This is a genomic window from Sphingobium sp. RC1 (assembly GCF_059738765.1).
In genome coordinates this window covers 442,072-460,504 of sequence record NZ_AP027306.1, presented here as the reverse complement: position 1 = coordinate 460,504, position 18,433 = coordinate 442,072, and the positions used below count along the sequence as shown (strand labels likewise).

The following is an 18,433-nucleotide window of genomic DNA, read 5'->3' as shown; positions in this document are numbered from 1 at the left end:
CGCTCGCACCCTCCCCCGACCCCTCCCTTAAAAGGGAGGGGAGAGATATCGGCTATTGAGATACGCCTAACTGCCAGAGGATGAAGGCAAATTCCTCGGCCGTTTCCTGCAAGCTTTCGAAGCGGCCCGATTTACCGCCATGGCCGGCGCCCATGTTGGTTTTGAGCAGCAGGACATTCTGGTCCGTTTTGGTCGCGCGGAGCTTTGCCACCCACTTTGCGGGTTCCCAATAGGTGACGCGCGGGTCGTTGAGGCCAGCGGTGACGAGGAGCGGCGGGTAGGATTGCGCCCTGACATTATTGTAGGGATCGTAGGACAGGATCGTCTCAAACGCAGCCTTATCCTCGATCGGATTGCCCCATTCAGGCCATTCGCCGGGCGTCAGGGGCAGGCTTTCATCTAGCATGGTGTTGAGGACATCGACGAATGGGACGTGCGCGACGACGGCGCCCCAGAGGTCGGGATCGGAATTGATGACCGCCCCCATCAACTCTCCGCCCGCAGAGCCGCCGGAGATGCTGATTCGGCCCTTTGATGTATAGCCACGCTCTATGAGGCCCTTCGCCACATCGACAAAGTCGTTGAAGGTGTTGGTGCGCTTGTCGAGCTTGCCGTCCAGATACCATTGCTGGCCGAGGTCATCACCGCCCCGGATATGGGCAAGCGCGAACGCAAAGCCCCGGTCCAGCAGTGACAGCCGACTGGTCGAAAAACCCGGTTCCATCGCGATGCCATAGGCGCCATAGCCATAGAGGTGGAGCGGCGCGCTGCCGTCGCGGGGCAGGTCCTTGGGATAGACGATCGACACCGGGATCGGCGTGCCGTCACGCGCGGGGATGGTCAGCCGCTCGGTTGCGTAGCGGGTCGCGTCATAGCCCGACGGGATTTCCTGGACCTTCAGGACTTCCAGCTCGCCAGTGGCGAGGTGATAGTCATAGATGGTGTCCGGCGTGACCATGGATTCATAGCCGATGCGCAGCTTCGTCACGTCATATTCGGGATTGTCGTCGAGCGAGGCGGAATAGCTCGCCTCCGGGAAGGGCAGACGCTTGGCCGAATGGGTCGCGTAATCGCGCAGTTCGATCTGGTCGAGCCCGTCCTGCCGCCCTTCCGTGACATAGAAGTTTTTGAACAGGGTGAAATCGGTCAGGTAGAAGTGCGGATCGGCGGCGATCACTTCCGACCAGTTGTCCGGAGCATCCAGCGACGCTTTTACCAGCCGGAAATTGGGATGGGTGTCGTTGGTGCGGATGTAGAGCGTGTCTTCATGCTCATCGACATCATATTCGCGCCCCGGCTTGCGCGCGGACACCAGCATCGGCTGAGCCAAGGGATTGTCGGCGGGGAGCAGCCAACTTTCGGTGGTAACATGGTCGCCTGTGGCAATGACGATCCATTTTTCCGAGGAGGTGAGGCCAACCGAGACGCGAAAGCCCTCATCATCCTCATGGAAAAGTTCAACATCGCTTTCCACCGGCTGGCCCAGCCAATGGAGGCGCGTATTGTCGGTGCGCCACTGATCGTTGGCGATGCCGTAGAGGAGGCCCTTGCTGTTGCTGGTCCAGACGAGTGAGGAAAGCGTGTCGGGGATGACTTCGGGCAGGATTTCTCCGGTTAACAGGTCCTTGATCCGCGCCTCGAACCGTTCCGAACCGTTATTGTCGATAGCGTAGGCGAGGTAACGGCCGTCCGGACTGACGGACAGCGCGCCGAGGCGGAAATATTCATGACCCTCCGCCAGTGCAGGCTCATCCAGGATCAGTTGGTCCTCGCCGCCAGCCGCCGGGCGGCGATACCATTTGCGATATTGCGCGCCGGTTTCGAACGCTCGCCAATAGACATAATCGCCGTCTTTTTGCGGAACGGAGCTGTCATCTTCCTTGATGCGGCCCTTCATCTCCGCAAAGAGCGCGTCGGTCAGCCGCTTGTGCGGCTGCATGGCGCTTTCGAAAAAGGCGTTTTCCGCCTCAAGATAGGACAGGACATCCTTGTCCTTCACGTCCGGATAACCCGGATCGCGCAGCCATGCCCAGGGATCTTCCACCGTGATGCCGTGGTGGGCGAAGCTGTGGGGGCGGCGGGCGGCGGAAGGAGGCGTGGTGTCGGCGGTCATTCAGTATCCTGATTCTCGTATAGGAGGCGCGCTGGCATAAGCGGCTGGGCCTGCTTATGTTGGCGGCAGCCTGCCCTGCGCAAGGGTTCTCGATCAAGGAAATGCGATGTCGACCCATGAAGACCGTCTAAAAGCCCTGCGCGAACAGCTGATGCGCGAGCGGCTGGACGGTTTTGTCGTGCCGCTGACCGATGAGCATATGAGCGAATATGTAGGCGAATATGCGCAGCGCCTTGCCTGGCTGACGGGCTTTCAGGGATCCGCGGGGAGCGCGGTGGTGCTGCCCGAAGAAGCGGCGATTTTTGTCGATGGACGCTATACGCTGCAAGTGCGCGAGCAGGTCGATGGCGCGCATTGGCAATTTGAGAGCGTGCCGCAGACATCCGTTGCAGCCTGGCTTGGCGTTCATGCTCCCGAGGACGGGCGGATCGGCTATGATCCCTGGCTGCACACCCGCGCATGGGTGAAGGCGGCGAGCGAAGCGCTGACTGAACGCGGGGCGGAGCTGGTGGCGGTGGATAGCAACCCGGTGGACGCGGTCTGGCCCGACCGCCCTGCCCCCAGCGATGCGCGGCTGGTGGTCCATGAGGATCGCTACGCCGGGCAGAGCGCCGCAGAAAAGCGGCAGGCGATGGCGGATTGGGTGACGTCGAAAAGGGCGGACGCGGTGGTGCTGTCGGCGCTGGATTCCATCGCCTGGACCTTCAACATCCGGGGCAAGGATGTGTCCCGCACGCCTGTCGCGCTGGCCTATGCGATCGTGCATGCCGATGCGACGGCGGACCTTTATGTCGCGCCCGAGAAGATGGACGAGGCGGTCGTGCAGCATCTGGGCAACGCAGTGCGGGTGCATCCGCGCGCGGACTTTGCCGGGGCGCTAGGAGGGTTTGCAGGCAAGACGGTTGCAGCGGACCCTGAGCGCGCGGTGGCGGCGATCTTCGAAGCACTGGACGCGGGCGGGGCAACGATATTGTCGCTCCGCGATCCGGCCGTTCTGCCCAAGGCGATCAAGAACCCGGCGGAGATCGCCGGGCATAAGGCGGCGCAGGCCCGCGATGGTGCTGCCCTGTCACGTTTCCTGCACTGGATTGCCGTCGAAACGCCCAAGGGCGGGGTCGATGAGCTTACCGCCGCTGCCCGGCTGGAGGCGTTTCGCGAGGAGACCGGGCTGCTGGAGGACCTGTCCTTCGACACGATCAGTGGCGCTGGGCCTAATGGCGCGGTGGTGCATTACCGGGTCGAGGAGAAGACCAATCGGCCGATTGAACCGGACTCCTTCTATCTGGTCGATTCGGGCGGCCAATATCGCGACGGAACGACCGATGTGACGCGGACGATCGCGATCGGCACGCCGACGGAAGAGATGAAGCGGCGCTTCACGCTGGTGCTGAAGGGGCATATCGCGCTTGGCCAGGCGCTGTTTCCGGCGGGAACGCGCGGTAGCCAGCTGGATGTTCTGGCGCGCCAGTTTCTTTGGGCGGAGGGGCTCGATTATGCCCATGGCACGGGACATGGCGTGGGCAGCTTCCTGTCGGTGCATGAGGGGCCGCAGCGCATTGCGACAGCCGGAGGTGGCGACGAACCACTGCAACCGGGCATGATCCTGTCCAACGAGCCCGGATATTACAAGACGGGCGAATATGGCATCCGCATCGAAAATCTGGTGCTGGTCGATCGGCGTGACGTGCCCTGCGCCGAGCGGGAGATGCTGGGCTTTGAAACGCTGACCTTCGCGCCTATCGATCGCAATGCCATCGCGGTGGAATTACTGACGGCAGAGGATCGAGCTTGGGTCGATGCCTATCATGCCAAGGTGGTCGAGATTGTCGGGCCGCAGCTGGATAGCGACGCGCTGGCATGGTTGAAGCAGGCCTGCGCGCCCTTGTAATCGCCGCGTTTCAGTCGTCGCGTCGATCCGTCTCGCCAGAAGATGGCGGGGCTGCGGTCTTACCCGCCTCCTGCCGCGCCTGCGCCTTGCGGCGGCGCAAATTGTCGCGCAGCGCCTGCGCCAGCCGTGCCTTCCGATCGTCCTGTCCGCTTGTCATTGCTGCGCCATAAGCAAATTGGGGCATCGGCCGCAACCCGCCTTGACAAGCAGGACGCGCGCGGCCATAGGCCCGGCTCCGCCGCCCGAAAGGCTTTGCGGAATGGTGAAAGTGCTGCCGTAGCTCAGTGGTAGAGCGCATCCTTGGTAAGGCTGAGGTCGCGAGTTCAATCCTCGCCGGCAGCACCATTTCCCAACAGGCTGGAGCAGTCGTGCTCGCCTATTTTCCTATTTTTGATTATTGTTACGTAATTTAATCCATATTATTTCGCCTGCGGGGAATCGGGAAATCCGGGGGGAGTTTTAGGTGCGCGAGCAACAAGCCGTTGCGCACGAGGTCTTGACGTTTCTTCAGCGTCAAAGTCTCGCGCCTACGCCGCAAAATTACGCTATGGGCTATGTGCTGAAAAGCGGCACGAACGAGCCACTGTCGAAAGCCGTCAACGATGCCACAGATGGCGGCATCAGGTTGAGTCAGCAGCAGGCGGACGACATCTTCGTGCGCTGTCTCGGCAACCTTGGCGGTCAGGGTGGAGCCCATAACGCCGACGCCTTGAGGAACCAGACCCGGCATCAACTCCTGCGGCTGGCCGAAGTCGCCAACAGCGCGGCGGAACGAACCGGAGATTTCAACCGGGACCTCAACATCGGTTATGAAAAGCTGGCGGACAAGGACGTCGCTGGCGTGGGCCTTGTCATTTCCGACATGATCGAACGTTCACTGCGGGCCGAGCAGGATCTCGCCGCAGCAGCAAGGGAGGTGGAGGTCCTAAGGCAGGAACTCGACACCGCACGCCATGACGCGAACCTTGATGCGTTGACCGGCCTGTTTAACCGGCGGGCGCTGGAAACGGCGATGGACCAGCTGAAAAACGCGAAACGCTCCTTCGCCGTTGCGATCTGTGACGTCGATCATTTCAAGCGCGTCAACGACCAATATGGCCACTCGGTCGGCGACCGGGTGCTGAAGATGGTTGCAACTTCCCTGGTCGAAAGCTGCGGTGGCCAACTGGTGGGCCGCTGGGGCGGCGAGGAATTTCTGGTGGTAATGAAGGGATTGGCGCCAGAGCAGGCCGTGGAGCTGCTGGACACAGCCCGGCGGGACTTAGGGCAAAGGGCCTTCAGGCTGCGTGACACCGATGAGCCGATGGGCGCCATCACCTTTTCGGCGGGCGTTGCGCTCGTCAACGAAGGGGCGGAATGGACGGGCGCGCTCAATGATGCCGACGCGGCGCTATACCGAGCCAAGGCGCAGGGGCGGAACATGATCCTGATGGGATGACGGACGGTCCTGCCGCGTTCCCCGCTTTTCCTGGTGCATGGCAGACGCAGATCAGGGCAGCGGCTTTGGCAGCCAGCTCAAATCCCGCGCGAGTGTACGGGGCGGTACGCCGCTGAGTTTGCGCAACGCCGGGATGTCGAGCAGTTCGATCATGTGGCCGTCCCGCAGGATGAGTCCCTTGTCCTCCAGCGTGCGGAAGACGCGGTTCACATGGACGGCGGTAAGGCCGATGACGTCGCCAATCTGTTCCTGCGTCAGCGGATGTTCGAAACGCGGCCCGGTGCCCGGATGAACCACGTTCAGGCGGCCATGCAGATGAACCAGAAAGTCGGCAAGGCGGGATTCGGCCGAAGTGCGGCCGATCGAGCAGAGCCGGTCCATCAACATGACGCGTTCCTGCTGCACGCTGAGGAACATGAGAGCCGCCATGTGCGGCGCGCGGGTGAAAAGGCCGCCAAATGCCGACAGGCTGATCGACCGCAGCCTGACGCGCGTGAGCGCCGTCAAAGTTTCTGCCGCCCGGTCGAGCGCCATGCTGGGCGTGCCGAGAATGTCGCCGGGCAAATGCACCTTCAATATCTGCCGCCCGCCATCGGCCAGCGTCATGCTGCTGATCGCCCAGCCTTCCAGCAGCATATGGATTGACTGGGGGATATCCCCTTCCCGCCGTATCGTCCGGTTGCGCGCGATCTGCTGAACCGGGCCTGCGAGGCTGGAGAAGATTTCGAGTTCCGTCGGGCTGGGCGATCGAAATTCAGCCAGCCGGGCTGTCGAAAAAGATGGCGGGGAAGAGTCATCGAAAATTGCGTGCACGGAACCTCGGATCGGATCGTTCCGGCCGCTCTAGCAAAGCGCGCGCCTGCCCTCTTTAAAGTGGAGCAAGAAGCGCGAGATTCAGCGGTTCAGCGTCAGTCCGACCCACAATGTGCGCGGCGCGCCGAGATCCTCCGACACTCCTGCGGGGGTCGTCACGCGGCGGGTGACGACATCTTCATCGAACAGATTTTCGCCGCGCAGGATCAATTGGACTCCGTGACCCATCGGCAAGCGGGCGACGGCGTCGGCGGTCACGGCGCCCGGCAGGCGATCGGCATGAAGATCGTCTTCATATTGAGCGGAGACATAACGCAGGGTGGCAGACAGGCTGGGTCCGCGCCGGGGCTGCCAGGCCAATGTCGTGCTGGCGGCGTGGCGGGGCGTCTGGGCAGGGGAAAGGCCGTCGAACAGGCTGCCCGGCGCGTGAACGACGCTGTGGCTATAGGCGTAGGAAGCGGACAGGAATAGCGAACCGATCTGGCCGACAGCGGTCAGTTCGACCCCCTTGGCCACGATGGCATCGACATTTTCCCGCTTGCGCAGATTGGTGCCGATCGTGACATTGGCGATGGCATCGTCCAGCCGGTTATAGAAGGCGGTCGCCGACAAGGTCATGCCTTTGACTGGGCTGACATCGATCCCGGCCTCGATCCCCTTCAGCTTCTCCGGCGCCAAAGCGTCATTGGCCTGCGTCGTGACCGGAAAGACGACGAAAGGCCGGTAAAGCTCATTCAGCGTCGGCAGGCGGAAGCCGGTATAGGCCGATCCGCGAAGCGCAACGCCCTCTACGGCATGCCAGAGCGCACCGGCGCGGCCCGACATCTGCCAGTCGGAGCGGTTCTCAAAATCCCGGTCGGTCGCGCTAACACCCGCCGCGCGGAAGAAGCCGTTATTGATCGTCCAGCGGTCGGCTCGTACCCCTCCCGTCAGGACAAGGCGACCCAGCGTCCAGTCATCTTCGGCGAACATGCCCGTGGTGAGCTGCTGTCCCCCCGCATGGCGGCGCGCCGTGACCAATCCGGTGGTGGCGCTGTAGGCATCCTCGAACATGTCGCCACTGGCGAAGCGGCTGTCCAAGCCGATGCGCAGCAGATGATCGGGGCCAACCGGCGGTCGCAGTTCGACTTTGCCACCAAGGCCAGTGGAAGGCGTGTTCCGCTGATCCAGCGTCTTGCGGAAAGGCGGATTGGACGAAATGACGATGTTCGAAAAGTTGCGCGCCTGAACATAGGCAAGGGCATCGACCTGCCACCGGCCCCGCGACACATAGCGGATGCTTGCATCATGTCCTTCGCTCACACTGTCCGCGCCACGAAAGCGAAGCGTCCGATCGTCGTGGAACAATGTCGTGCGGAATTGCAGCTCCTCATTGGCGGAAACCGGAACCACGGCGCGCAGATTGGCCGACCAACTGTCATAGGCGGCAGGAACGGTCGCTGACACGCGCTGGTCCGATGGCGTGGTTTGGAAGCCATCTCCACTGTCCCAGCGGCCGGAGAGGGAGACGAAGCCGCCGCCAAGATCAGGCGTGAGGCTGGCCGACAATTCGGTCGCATCGCGGCTGCCGTAAAAGGCGCTGGCGGTCAGCATGGGCAATTGTTCGCGTGTGGCGCTTGCCAGTTCGATGGTTCCTGCGACTGCGCCCGATCCGAAAGCGCCGACGCCCCCCCCACGCGTCACCCGGACGCCGGAAAGCCGATCCGGCACCAGCGCGCTGAAAGGGATGTAGCCGAAAAATGGGTCGGCCATCGGCACCCCGTCCAGCAGCACCAGCGTACGGCTGGACGCATTGCCGCCCAAGGCACGCAAGCTCGCCCCTTGGGCCGAGGGGTTTGCCGACCGGCTGTCGGATCGGCGAAACTGTTGAAACCCGGCCACATCGGTCAGGATGCTTTCGATCCTGCCGGACGCGCTGTTCAGCAGGCGTTGGCGTTCGATCTCCACCGACCCATAGGCAGGCGTGCCGGGCGGCAGGGGCAAGCCTGTTCCCGTGATGATGATGCGTGCCTGCGTATTGTCAGGTGCCGCCGGTTGGGCGAGCGCGGCAGAGGACAGCAATGCAGGCAACAGGCAAAGGGACGCGGCTTTCATGGCGCCGCTCATAGCGGCGCGCTCTCCCCCTGACAACGACGCCACCCGCCGTGCAGCGTCAGGCCAGCGCCGACCCTTCCCGCCCGGCCAGCAGCTTGTCGATGGTGAGCGGATAGTCGCGCAGGCGGATTCCCGTAGCATTGTAGATGGCGTTGGCAACCGCCGCGCCAGCGCCGCAGATGCCGAGTTCGCCCACGCCCTTGGCCTTCATCGGAGAGGATTTGTCGTCCAGTTCATCGATGAAGAGCACATCCTGTTCGGGGATGTCGGCATGCACGGGAACCACATATTCCGCCATGTCATGATTGACGAAGAAGCCAAAGCGCGTGTCGACATGCAGCTCCTCCATCAATGCCGCGCCAACGCCCATCGTCATGGCGCCGATGACCTGGCTGCGGGCCGATTTTGGATTGAGGATGCGGCCCGCCGCGAACGCGCCGCCCATTCGCCTGACCCGCACTTCCGCCGTGTCGATGTCTACCCCGACTTCGCAGAAATGCGCTCCGAAGGTCGCCTGCGCATAATCTTTGGTCAGTTTGCCGAAGGTGATCCGGTCCTCCGCCCACAGCCCTTCTTCGTCCGCGAGGGCGCCAATGGGCTGCGACTGATTGCCAAACCGCACCAGCCCGTCTTCGAAAATGGCGTCGTCCGCGGGGAAGCCAGCCTTGGCGGCGAGCTTTGTCCGCAAGGCGACGCAGGCGGCATAGAGTCCTGCGGTTGAGCTGTTCGCGCCGAACTGGCCACCCGATCCGGCCGATATGGGGAAGCGACTGTCGCCCAGACGCACCGTGACCGCTTCGATCGGCACGCCCAGCATTTCCGCTGCCGTCTGCGCGAGGATGGTGTAGCTGCCGGTGCCGATGTCCGTCATGTCGGTTTCCACGACGACATGGCCGTTCCGGTCCACGCCGACCCGTGCGCCGGAGGGCGCGACGAGATTGTTGCGGAAAGCGGCGGCCATGCCCATGCCGATCAACCAGCGGCCGTCCCGAACCTGGCCGGGCTGCGGATGACGCTTTTCCCATCCGAAGCGTTCCGCGCCCTGGCGCAGGCATTCGACGAACTTGCGGCTGGAAAAGGGGCGCTGCGGTCCTGCTTCCGGATCATATTGCACATCGTTGCGGATGCGCAGTTCGACCGGGTCGATGTCGCAGGCTTCGGCCAGTTCATCCATGGCGACTTCCAGCGCCAGCAAGCCCACGGCTTCGCCCGGAGCGCGCATCGCATTGGCTTCGGGCAGGTCCAGTACCGCCAGCCGATGCGCGGTCAGCCGATTGGCACCGCGATACAGCAGCCGCGTCTGTTGTGCCGCGACCTCCGGACCACCGCCCGGCAAGTCGCCGGACCAGACTTCGTGGGCGATCGCATCGATAACGCCATCCTTGTCTGCGCCGATGCGGATGCGCTGAATGGTCGCGGCGCGGTGGGTGGTGTTGTTGGGCACCTGCGGCCGGGCGAGGGCCACCTTGACCGGTTTGCCCACCATGCGTGCGCCCAGAGCCGCCAGCAGTGCGTCGGCGCGCAGGAACAGCTTCGCGCCAAAGCCACCGCCGATATAGGGGGAGACTACCCGGACGTTTTCTTTCGGGATCTTCAGCGTGACCGCCATGTCCTCGACGGTCCAGGCGACCATCTGGTTCGATGTCCACAAGGTCAGCTGATCGCCATTCCATGCAGCCGTGGTTGCATGGGGTTCCATCATCGCATGGCTTTGGTCGGGCGTCGTGTAGCTCTGGTCGATCTTTACCGCCGCGCTGGCGAAACCCGCTTCGAAATCCCCCGCGCGCGTGTCGGCAGGGCCACCGATCCCCCCTTCCGGCACGATGGCATTTCCGCGTTCGACGGCGAGATCGTAACGCCCCTTTTCCGGACTGTAGTCGATGCGCAATAGCCGGGCGGCGTCGCGGGCATTTTCAAACGTATCGGCGACGATCAACGCCACCGCCTGATCATAATGTTCGATCAGGGGTCCGCCGAGCAGATGGGCGGTATTCTTCCCGCCCTTCGCGAGTGGCCCGGCATTTTGATGCGTGACGATAGCCAGCACGCCCGGTGCCGCTTGAGCGGCGCGCAGGTCCATGGCGTCGATCTTGCCTTTCGCGATCGCCGATCCGACAATCCAGCCATAGGCGGCATGGGGCGCGGCATCATGCCGTTCATAGGCGTAGGGCGCGGTGCCGGTGACCTTTGCCGCCCCGTCGATGCGATCATGCGCAATCCCGACCACGCGGCCGCGATCGATGGGATTGATCGTGGCGGGCTTATCGAACTTCATGGCCGCGCCTCCTTCTGGCGGAAGAGGGATGCCAGCGTCCTGGCGGTCAGTTGCTGCTTGAACGCGTTTTGATCGGTAGGCCGGGCGCCTGCCAACGCGGCTTCCGCGACCGCAGCGGGGCCAGCTTTTACCGCCGCATCAGCCGCCGCAACGCGCCATGGCTTGGGCGCGATGCCGCCAAAGGCGAAGCGGGCGCCACCATCCCCGTCGAACACTGCCGCCACGGAAACAAGGGCAAAGGCGTAGGAATGGCGATCCCGCACCTTGCGATAGACATGGGTTCCACCAATCGGTCGGGGTAATGTCACCGACGTTATGAGCTCACCCGGTTGCAGCGCATTTTCGACATGCGGCGTATCCCCCGGCAGCAGGTGCAAATCGGCTATGGAAATGGAGCGGCGCGTGCCGTCCGAGGCCACCGTATCCACCGTCGCATCCAGCAATCGCATCGCCACGGCCATGTCGGAAGGATGCTGCGCGATGCAGGCGTCGCTGGTGCCGATGATCGCCAGACTGCGGCTGATCCCCTTCAACGCGCAGCACCCGCTACCCGGTTTCCTTTTGTTGCAGGGCATGCGGATGTCGTAAAAATAGGGGCAGCGGGTGCGCTGGAGCAGATTTCCGGCGGTCGTTGCCTTGTTGCGCAACTGGCCCGATGCGCCCGCAAGCAGCGCACGGCTGAGTATCGCATAGTCGCGCCGCACAATTTTGTCCGCCGCAAGTGCCGTGTTGCGGACCATCGCCCCGATCCGCAAGCCGCCCTCGGCCGTCCGCTCGATCCGATCGAGGCCGAGATGATTGACGTCGATCAGATGCGACGGCGTTTCGATCTGCAGCTTCATGAGGTCCAGCAAATTTGTGCCGCCTGCGATGAAGCGCGCGCCCTTCGTATCCGCAGCGGCCTTCACGGCATCTTCGATGCTGGCGGCCCGGATGTAGGTAAAGGGCCTCATGCCTTTTGCTCCCCGGCGACATCACGAATGGCGGCGATGATGTTGGGATAGGCGGCGCAGCGGCAGATATTGCCGCTCATCCGCTCCCGCAATTCCGCGTCCGAGAAAGCGACCTGTTCCAGATCATCGGTCACGTGGCTCGGGATACCCGCCTTGATCTCACCCAGCACGGCAACAGCGGAACAGATTTGACCGGGCGTGCAGTAACCGCACTGATAGCCATCATGCGTGATGAAGGCTCGCTGCATCGGATGGAGCTTTTCCGGCGTGCCGAGCCCCTCGATCGTCGTGACGGTTTCGCCCTCATGCATGACGGCCAGCGTCAGGCAGCTATTGATCCGCTGACCCTCAACAATCACGGTGCAGGCGCCGCACTGACCATGGTCGCAGCCCTTCTTGGTGCCGGCGAGGTGCAGATGTTCGCGCAGGGCGTCCAACAATGTCGTGCGCGGATCGAGTTGCAGATGCACCTGACGGCCGTTCACGGTCAGCTCCACGGTAGTCATGTGTCTTCCCTCGTTAAATTCGGGCACTCGCATCGCCCCGGTTTTCGCATCCGCCACGGCCGGAACCGCGATCGCTGCGCCCCCGCCTTGCAGCACGGCACGGCGAGTGAGATCATCTGGCGCCATATCGTCCTTCCTCCTGCCGTAGCCAATACGAAGCATATTCCCGGATGATCCGCCACGGTCAGAAAAGATGCGGCACGGCCCAGATAGGGTGCGCACCTTCCACAGCCAAGCGCAGTCCTTCTGCCCCGCCCGAAAGTCCGCCAGCGGGATAAATTTGGGCCGGGGCCAAATTCTCCCTTGCCGACCTCCCCAACCGCTGCTAGTTGCCCGCCTCACCCGCCGAGAGGGACTTCCTCCGGCCGCCAGAGCGGGCGTAGCTCAGGGGTAGAGCACAACCTTGCCAAGGTTGGGGTCGAGGGTTCGAATCCCTTCGCCCGCTCCAGTTTCCTTAGGGAAATTAAGAACTTAGGCCGATGTCGGCCATCAAGTTCGCGGTTCTTCAGGTGCTGCGGGTCCACCACGGGTCCACCACTCACCGTTACTCCAGCGTAGTCGGCAGCATGTCGTTGACTCGATCACCTACGCCTTCCGCGAGCGTTGTGGTGAGCAGGCGCATCTGCGGCGCGCGAAACCGGATATCGAGGCGGCAGGGTCGCACTGCACTAGGTTAAACCGGAGACGCTGTGGCAGCATTGCCCAGTCGGCCTTTTTGAGGTCCAGAAGAGGACTCCCATCAGGCACACAAAAGGCTGATTTTCCCTGCAAATCGGCAGTGGAAAATCACCGACACCAGCAATAGCACCAACACATCATCTGGAAAAGGCTGGACGTGCCCGGACAGGGCATTTTTTGCGCGAGCTGACAGCCGCTTAATAGTCGCCATAACCCAGCACCGCAGAGAGAGGCGGCCGCTCGGATGCACACGGCCAGGCGCCATCTAGCTGGGCTTAACAGCACCGGCCCAATGACAGCGCATCTTTGCCTGACAGCAGTCTTTCTGACGTCTGAGTGGTTCCCTTGACCATAGACTCATTCTATGGCTAAACGCGCCATGAGTAGCGTTAAACGGCTACTTAGAATCCGGCTGATCGATCGATCTGACGGTAGGCCTCACTTTTCGAAGAAGACTTTGTGACTATGCACCAATCTGTAGAAGTCGTGGGACCTGCTGATCATGTAATCCAATCTCGCGCCTATGGCCAATGGCTAACCTTGGCGATTTTAAGCGGCGTTACTGCGCTCTGCATTGGCGGCGTGCTCGTGTCCTTCAGCCTCTATCTGCCTGTCATAGCCAAAACCGAGCCGTGGAGCGGCGCAATGATTGGCGGCGCCCTGACACTCATGCTTCTTTCGCTCAACGTGGCAGCCATCGCGGCGGGCGCGGTCGCCGATCGGACCGATCCGCGGAGGGCGCTGGCTGTCGGCGTCCTGACACTTGGCCTAGGGTGTTGGATCGCAACATCCTGGCATACGATTGCCAGTTTCTATTTTGGTGCTGCACTTATCGGATTGGGCATGGGAGCAGCAACCATCACGCCGTCAGTTTCCATTCTGACTGCTGCGTTCGTCCGCAGGGAGGGCCTGGGGCTTGGCGTCTACTTCGCCGCTCTGGCGCTCGGCGCCGCGCTTGCTCCCCTTGCCCAGTCGACCCTGATCAGCAGCTTCGGCTGGCGCCGCAGCCTGCAACTCACCGGGCTTGTTATCGCCGGGACCGTGGTCCTGATCTATCTCATCCCGCGCCCGCAGCGACGTCGCTCCTTTGACTCGGACACGCCGGTCGATGATGCGCAGCAGAAAAGCGGCTGGGCCGGGCTCCGAAATCGCGGCTTTGTGTACCTCGTCGCCGGGTTGGCTTTGGCTTCGGTAAGCACCCAGGGAGTGCTATATTCCGTTATCGACTATCTGATAAAATTCGGGATGCAGTCTGCAAGCGCTGTTGAGGTTTTCAGCGCGAATAGCCTGTTGAGTGTGCCCGCTTTGCTCGGGGCGGGAATACTAGCCGATCATTGGGGACCAGGACGCATCCTAAGGGTGGGATTGGCGGCGCAAGCTATTGGGACCCTATCGCTTCTCGCCGCCTTCACGCCTCACCCGCTGGGCATGGTTTCCCTAGCATCCTTTGTGGTGATGTGGGGGATAACAAGCGGATTGTCGAGCCAACTCGCGCCGTTGATTCTGCGGGAAGTAGGCTCACCGGAACATTATGGCATGCTGTTGGGGGTTGCGGCAGCAATTTCCGGTACGTTTGCGGCTTTTGCGCCGCTGCTGACAGCCGGACTGCTAAACTCGGGCGGCGGCTACACGTCGGTGTTCAGCGTTTACAGTGCGATGTGCCTGATCGCCATTCCTCTGTTCGCCATGGCGCGAAAGTCGCGCGTCTGAGCCTTGGGCCGCCGGGCTGCAATGTTCAGGGAAAATGCTCGTTCGCTGTACAAATTAGACGGCCATATTGTTGATGCCCACCCGTCGCGAAGATTTGAAATTAGCTCACTTGTCTTAGCCGCGCGACAATGCGATGACAGACAAACTTTCTGATCAAACTGCCTGTAGCCGTCCGCGCGGGGTTCTCCACGAAAGCAATCCGGGCTCGTCTCACGGCGGCTGCGAGCTCAATCAGCCATCCTGTCCAGCGACTTCGATGGACTTCCTGGTTTTGCCGACACTGTTGCTGGCAGTTGATCGGCACAAGGTGATGATCTGTTCCGCGAGTTTAACAGGCAGGTCTGGGTCGGCTGGCAGCCTGAGGGTAGTGAATAGCATCACGACAGAGGACAGCATCATCATAATGAGGTCTTCATCGACATCCGCCTTCACCAGACCTTCCGCCTTCGCGCGCTTGATCGGCTCCTGAAGTGACACGAACACTGGCATCCAGTACTCATACATCGCCTCATTGAAGGTTATGTTGTCGCTGATAGCGAGCATTCGGTTCATGGCGAGTTCGGTCGGCTCGCTGAAAAAATCGAAAAGACGCTGTGTAAGTTTTCGAATGTCCGTCTCCCAGTTGCCGGTGAAGGCTACGGAGAAATGGCCGCCATGTTCGCGCATCGCCTCTGCCATGAGCGCGCCACGATCCGGCCAGCGCCGAGAGATGGTGGTGCGGTGGACGCCGGACAATGCGGAGATCTCCTGGATCTCAAAGTCCCAGCGACCTTCCCGCAGACAGGATAAGACGGCGTCAGCGACGGCTTGTCGATTACGCTCCGTGCGCCCCCCGGGGCGGGTCATCGTATCGGCGGTTCGTTTGGTCTCTCCTACGGGCATACTGCACCCCTAACCGAATACGGACGCGGAGAAAACAGTCGCGGAGGGCCACTCGACCTCCTTCACCGTCTTTGATCACGCAAAAACAAGTTTGCACTAATGCATCGCATGTGCTGTTTACAGTGGACCCGATGTCATTCGGTAAAAGGGGACTAGCCATGATGAACGCACATGCATTCCGCGCGACACTGGTCATGTTATCGATCACCGCATCCACATACGCCTATGCCCAAAGCCCGCAGCCATCGTCGGGCGCAGCTCCCGCCGAGGGGCTCACAGACATCGTTGTCACGGCACGCCGTACAAATGAATCGCTGCAGAAGACCCCAATTGCCATCACAGCGCTCAGCGCTGCTGCGCTGGACAAGGCGAACGTACAACAGATCGACAAGATCGCGCAGATCGCCCCGAATCTGGTCATCCAGCCCGCACCGGGCTTCACCGGCGCGGCGGGCGTCTCCATCCGCGGTATCGGCGAAAGCGATCCTTCCCTTGCAGCGGACAGCCGCGTCGGCTTCTATCTGGATGGCGTGTATGTGGCGCGACAGGCCGGTGCGTTGTTCGACCTGGTGGATGTGGAACGGGTCGAAGTGCTGCGCGGTCCGCAAGGCACGCTGTTCGGCCGAAATACGACCGGCGGCGCGATCCAGCTTATCACGCGCAAACCTTCGGATACGTTCGGCGTGGACGCCAAGGCATCCTATGGCCGCTACGACGATTGGACCATGCGCGCCCGCATCGATACGGGCCTCAACGAAACGCTGCCGATCGCCGCATCGTTCGCCTATCTTCACCGCGAACGCGACGGCTATTTCGACAGCACTGCGACCCCTGACTCCAGAGATCCGGGCTCCCTCAATACCGATGCGCTGACAGCGGCGGTGAAGGCGGATTTGGGCAATGTCCGCTTCGATTATGCCTATGATCGCAACAGCCAGGTCGGAGCGCCCGCATTCTTCCAATATAGCTGTTTCTTCGGTGCGCCGGATTGCCCCGCGCCTGATGCTGCGCGTGGGCAGGCCAACACCTACGCCTACTTCTCCCGTTCAGCCTCGCTTGGCGGCAGTCCTTTGCTCTTTGCCGGTCCAGGTGAGCGTATCAACGGCGGCGGGGCGCCGGCCACCCTGATTCCCGGAGAATATCGGGCCCGGTCGGTGATCCAGGGGCACAGCTTCACAGGCAACTGGAAAATTTCCCCGGCCTTCAATCTCAAATCCATTACCGGCTATCGCAAGATGAGCATCGTAACGCCCGGCGGCTTCTCGCAGGCCGGTCTTTTGGGGCAGGTTTTGGATTTCAACTCCCCGACGCTATATTCGGTCCAGCCGGTGCTGACCTTCGATTCCGTGGACGCGACGCCGCAAAGCTCCAAGCAGTTCTCCCAGGAACTTCAGCTCACCGGTGAGGCAGGTGATTTCAACTACATCGTAGGCGCCTATTATTTCCGGGAGAAGGTGTCGTATAACGAACCGCAGCCGCTGACACTGGTTCTTGGGTCCGACCAGCTCGTTGGGCTCGGCATTCCTGCGGAGGTGGGCGATGCCCTCATCGCGCAGGGCATCGACCTCATCGGCATCAACACGACCCCCACGCAGGCCTACACTCAGACGGCGAAGTCAAAGGCCGCCTATGCACAGGTCAGCTGGCGCCCCGCATCGCTGAACCGCGATCTCGAACTGACGGCAGGCATCCGATATACGCGTGACAGCAAGCGCATGAACCTCGCCAACCTTACGGACGGCGTGCCGAACGTAGGCAACACCAGCGGCAGCCAAACCAACGAGAACACATCATTTCTGGCGTCGGTGAGCTATCAGGTCGATCCCGGCGTGAATGTTTATGGCAAGGTTTCGACCGGCTATAAATCGGGCGGTTTCAACCCGGCCGCCAATGGTATCTGCGACGGTGTGGTCGATCCTGCCACCGGCGCATGTTCGACCGGATACCGGCTTAACGGCTTCGATCCGGAAAAGCTGACCGCTTATGAAATCGGCGCGAAGATGGACTTGTTCAACCGCAAGCTGCGTTTGAACCTCGCCGCCTTCTATACGCGCTACAAGGATCTGCAGGTCTCTCAGTTCATCGCGAGCGCGGGTGGTGCGACGACCAATATCGTCAACGCCGGCAAGGCCGAATATAAGGGAATTGAAGCGGAAGCGACAATCCTGCCGATGCGCGGCCTGACGCTGACCGGTACGGTTGGTTACACGGATGCCAAATACAAGCAATTCCTCTTCCGTGATGCGTCGGGCACCTTGTTCGACATAAAGGACAGGGCACGCTTTGGTGGCCTTGCAAAGTTCAACGCTAATGCGTCCGTCGAATACCTCTTCCCGCCGAGTTCGCTTGGAACCGTGGGTGTTCGTGCGTCCTACGCTTATCGGAGCCGCGTCTTCTTCACGAGCAATGACCTCATTTCCCCATTCAACGCTTCCACGAGTTCGCCACCCACCAACACAGTTGATGCGCGGATCGCACTTAGCGACATGCCGCTCGGCAGCCGCGCCAAGGGAGAGATTGCGCTGGTCGGGGAAAATCTGTTGAACGAGGATCAGGTTCTGTTCGGCATCGACTTCGGCTCGCTTGGTTTTTCTGGCCAGAATTATGGCATGAAGCGTCGCGCTTCCCTCCAGCTGCGCATCACCTACTGAAATTGTCCTTGCGTGTTCAAATGCTAATATTGGAGTGAAGAATAATGAGCGAAGACTATGCCGACCTTTATGGCTTCGCGCCTTTCGTGCGCGTCGGCGACTTGATCCTCTTTTCAGGCGTCGTCGCCGGTGAAGGCGATGATGGCTCTGCTGAAACACATTATCGGCTCGCCTTTGAGGCTCTGGACGAAGTGTTGAAACAAGCAGGCCGGACCCGGGCCGACCTTGTGGAACTCACGACGTTCCATACGGGCTTCCCCGAAGGGATGATGGAGTTCATGACAGCGAAGAAGGTCTATCTGGTCGATGTCCAGACTACGTGGACGGCTGTTGGCGTCGCTGCCCTGGGTACGCCTGAGACGCGCGTGGAGATCAAAGCCATAGCCCGCGCCTGACGAACGATCATTGAGACTGCGACCGCAGTCGAAATTC

Annotated in this window: 13 protein-coding genes and 2 tRNA genes; 7 read left to right on the top strand and 8 right to left on the bottom strand. The window is 61.6% G+C overall.

From position 1 onward, the window contains the following. Positions 1–52: 52 nt before the first annotated feature. The gene (locus AC6JBC_RS02280) at positions 53–2,113 is read right to left on the bottom strand and encodes a S9 family peptidase (protein WP_498025184.1); all 2,061 of its coding nucleotides are present in this window, start codon (positions 2,111–2,113) and stop codon (positions 53–55) included. A gap of 106 nt (positions 2,114–2,219) precedes the next feature. On the opposite strand from AC6JBC_RS02280, the gene AC6JBC_RS02275 reads away from it, so the two are divergent. Further along, complete coding sequence (locus tag AC6JBC_RS02275) at positions 2,220–4,001, top strand: aminopeptidase P family protein (RefSeq protein WP_498025182.1); 1,782 nt, start codon at positions 2,220–2,222, stop codon at positions 3,999–4,001. 10 nt (positions 4,002–4,011) lie between these two features. Here the strand turns inward: AC6JBC_RS02275 and AC6JBC_RS02270 are convergent, their stop codons facing one another. Beyond that, complete coding sequence (locus AC6JBC_RS02270; protein ID WP_498025180.1) at positions 4,012–4,185, bottom strand: hypothetical protein; 174 nt, start codon at positions 4,183–4,185, stop codon at positions 4,012–4,014. 86 nt (positions 4,186–4,271) lie between these two features. Here AC6JBC_RS02270 and AC6JBC_RS02265 point away from each other — a divergent pair. Next, positions 4,272–4,346 (top strand) — tRNA-Thr (locus AC6JBC_RS02265). Between the two features lie 151 nt (positions 4,347–4,497). After that, the gene (locus tag AC6JBC_RS02260; RefSeq protein WP_498025179.1) at positions 4,498–5,439 is read left to right on the top strand and encodes a GGDEF domain-containing protein; all 942 of its coding nucleotides are present in this window, start codon (positions 4,498–4,500) and stop codon (positions 5,437–5,439) included. 51 nt (positions 5,440–5,490) lie between these two features. On the opposite strand, the gene AC6JBC_RS02255 is transcribed toward AC6JBC_RS02260, so the two are convergent. From AC6JBC_RS02255 to paoA, 5 genes are all read right to left on the bottom strand, one after another. Further along, on the bottom strand, positions 5,491–6,252 hold the full coding sequence (locus AC6JBC_RS02255) for a Crp/Fnr family transcriptional regulator (protein ID WP_498025177.1): 762 nt from the start codon (positions 6,250–6,252) through the stop codon (positions 5,491–5,493). Positions 6,253–6,333: 81 nt separating this feature from the next. Continuing rightward, positions 6,334–8,346 carry a TonB-dependent receptor plug domain-containing protein gene (locus AC6JBC_RS02250; RefSeq protein ID WP_498025176.1) on the bottom strand — a complete coding sequence of 671 codons (2,013 nt, stop codon included), beginning with the start codon at positions 8,344–8,346 and terminating at the stop codon, positions 6,334–6,336. A 58-nt stretch (positions 8,347–8,404) separates the two neighbouring features. Next, positions 8,405–10,621 (bottom strand): aldehyde oxidoreductase molybdenum-binding subunit PaoC, encoded by a 2,217-nt coding sequence (gene paoC, locus AC6JBC_RS02245; RefSeq protein WP_498025175.1) that lies wholly within the window; start codon positions 10,619–10,621, stop codon positions 8,405–8,407. Beyond that, complete coding sequence (locus AC6JBC_RS02240; RefSeq protein ID WP_498025174.1) at positions 10,618–11,574, bottom strand: FAD binding domain-containing protein; 957 nt, start codon at positions 11,572–11,574, stop codon at positions 10,618–10,620. The genes paoC and AC6JBC_RS02240 overlap by 4 nt, the downstream gene beginning before the upstream one ends. Next, the gene (gene paoA / locus AC6JBC_RS02235; RefSeq protein WP_498025172.1) at positions 11,571–12,206 is read right to left on the bottom strand and encodes an aldehyde dehydrogenase iron-sulfur subunit PaoA; all 636 of its coding nucleotides are present in this window, start codon (positions 12,204–12,206) and stop codon (positions 11,571–11,573) included. Before paoA ends, AC6JBC_RS02240 begins: the two co-directional genes overlap by 4 nt. A gap of 247 nt (positions 12,207–12,453) precedes the next feature. On the opposite strand from paoA, the gene AC6JBC_RS02230 reads away from it, so the two are divergent. Beyond that, positions 12,454–12,528, top strand: a tRNA-Gly gene (locus AC6JBC_RS02230). Positions 12,529–13,298: 770 nt separating this feature from the next. Continuing rightward, on the top strand, positions 13,299–14,468 hold the full coding sequence (locus AC6JBC_RS02225) for an MFS transporter (protein WP_498025171.1): 1,170 nt from the start codon (positions 13,299–13,301) through the stop codon (positions 14,466–14,468). 231 nt (positions 14,469–14,699) lie between these two features. Here the strand turns inward: AC6JBC_RS02225 and AC6JBC_RS02220 are convergent, their stop codons facing one another. Next, positions 14,700–15,350: a TetR/AcrR family transcriptional regulator C-terminal ligand-binding domain-containing protein gene (locus AC6JBC_RS02220; protein WP_498025169.1), complete on the bottom strand. Its 651-nt coding sequence runs from the start codon at positions 15,348–15,350 to the stop codon at positions 14,700–14,702. Between the two features lie 158 nt (positions 15,351–15,508). Between AC6JBC_RS02220 and AC6JBC_RS02215 the strand changes: the two genes are divergently transcribed. Then, complete coding sequence (locus AC6JBC_RS02215; RefSeq protein WP_498025168.1) at positions 15,509–18,001, top strand: TonB-dependent receptor; 2,493 nt, start codon at positions 15,509–15,511, stop codon at positions 17,999–18,001. A gap of 44 nt (positions 18,002–18,045) precedes the next feature. After that, a complete protein-coding gene (locus AC6JBC_RS02210) occupies positions 18,046–18,396 on the top strand; it encodes a Rid family hydrolase (RefSeq protein ID WP_498025167.1) in 351 nt (116 codons plus the stop codon). Positions 18,397–18,433 lie beyond the last annotated feature (37 nt).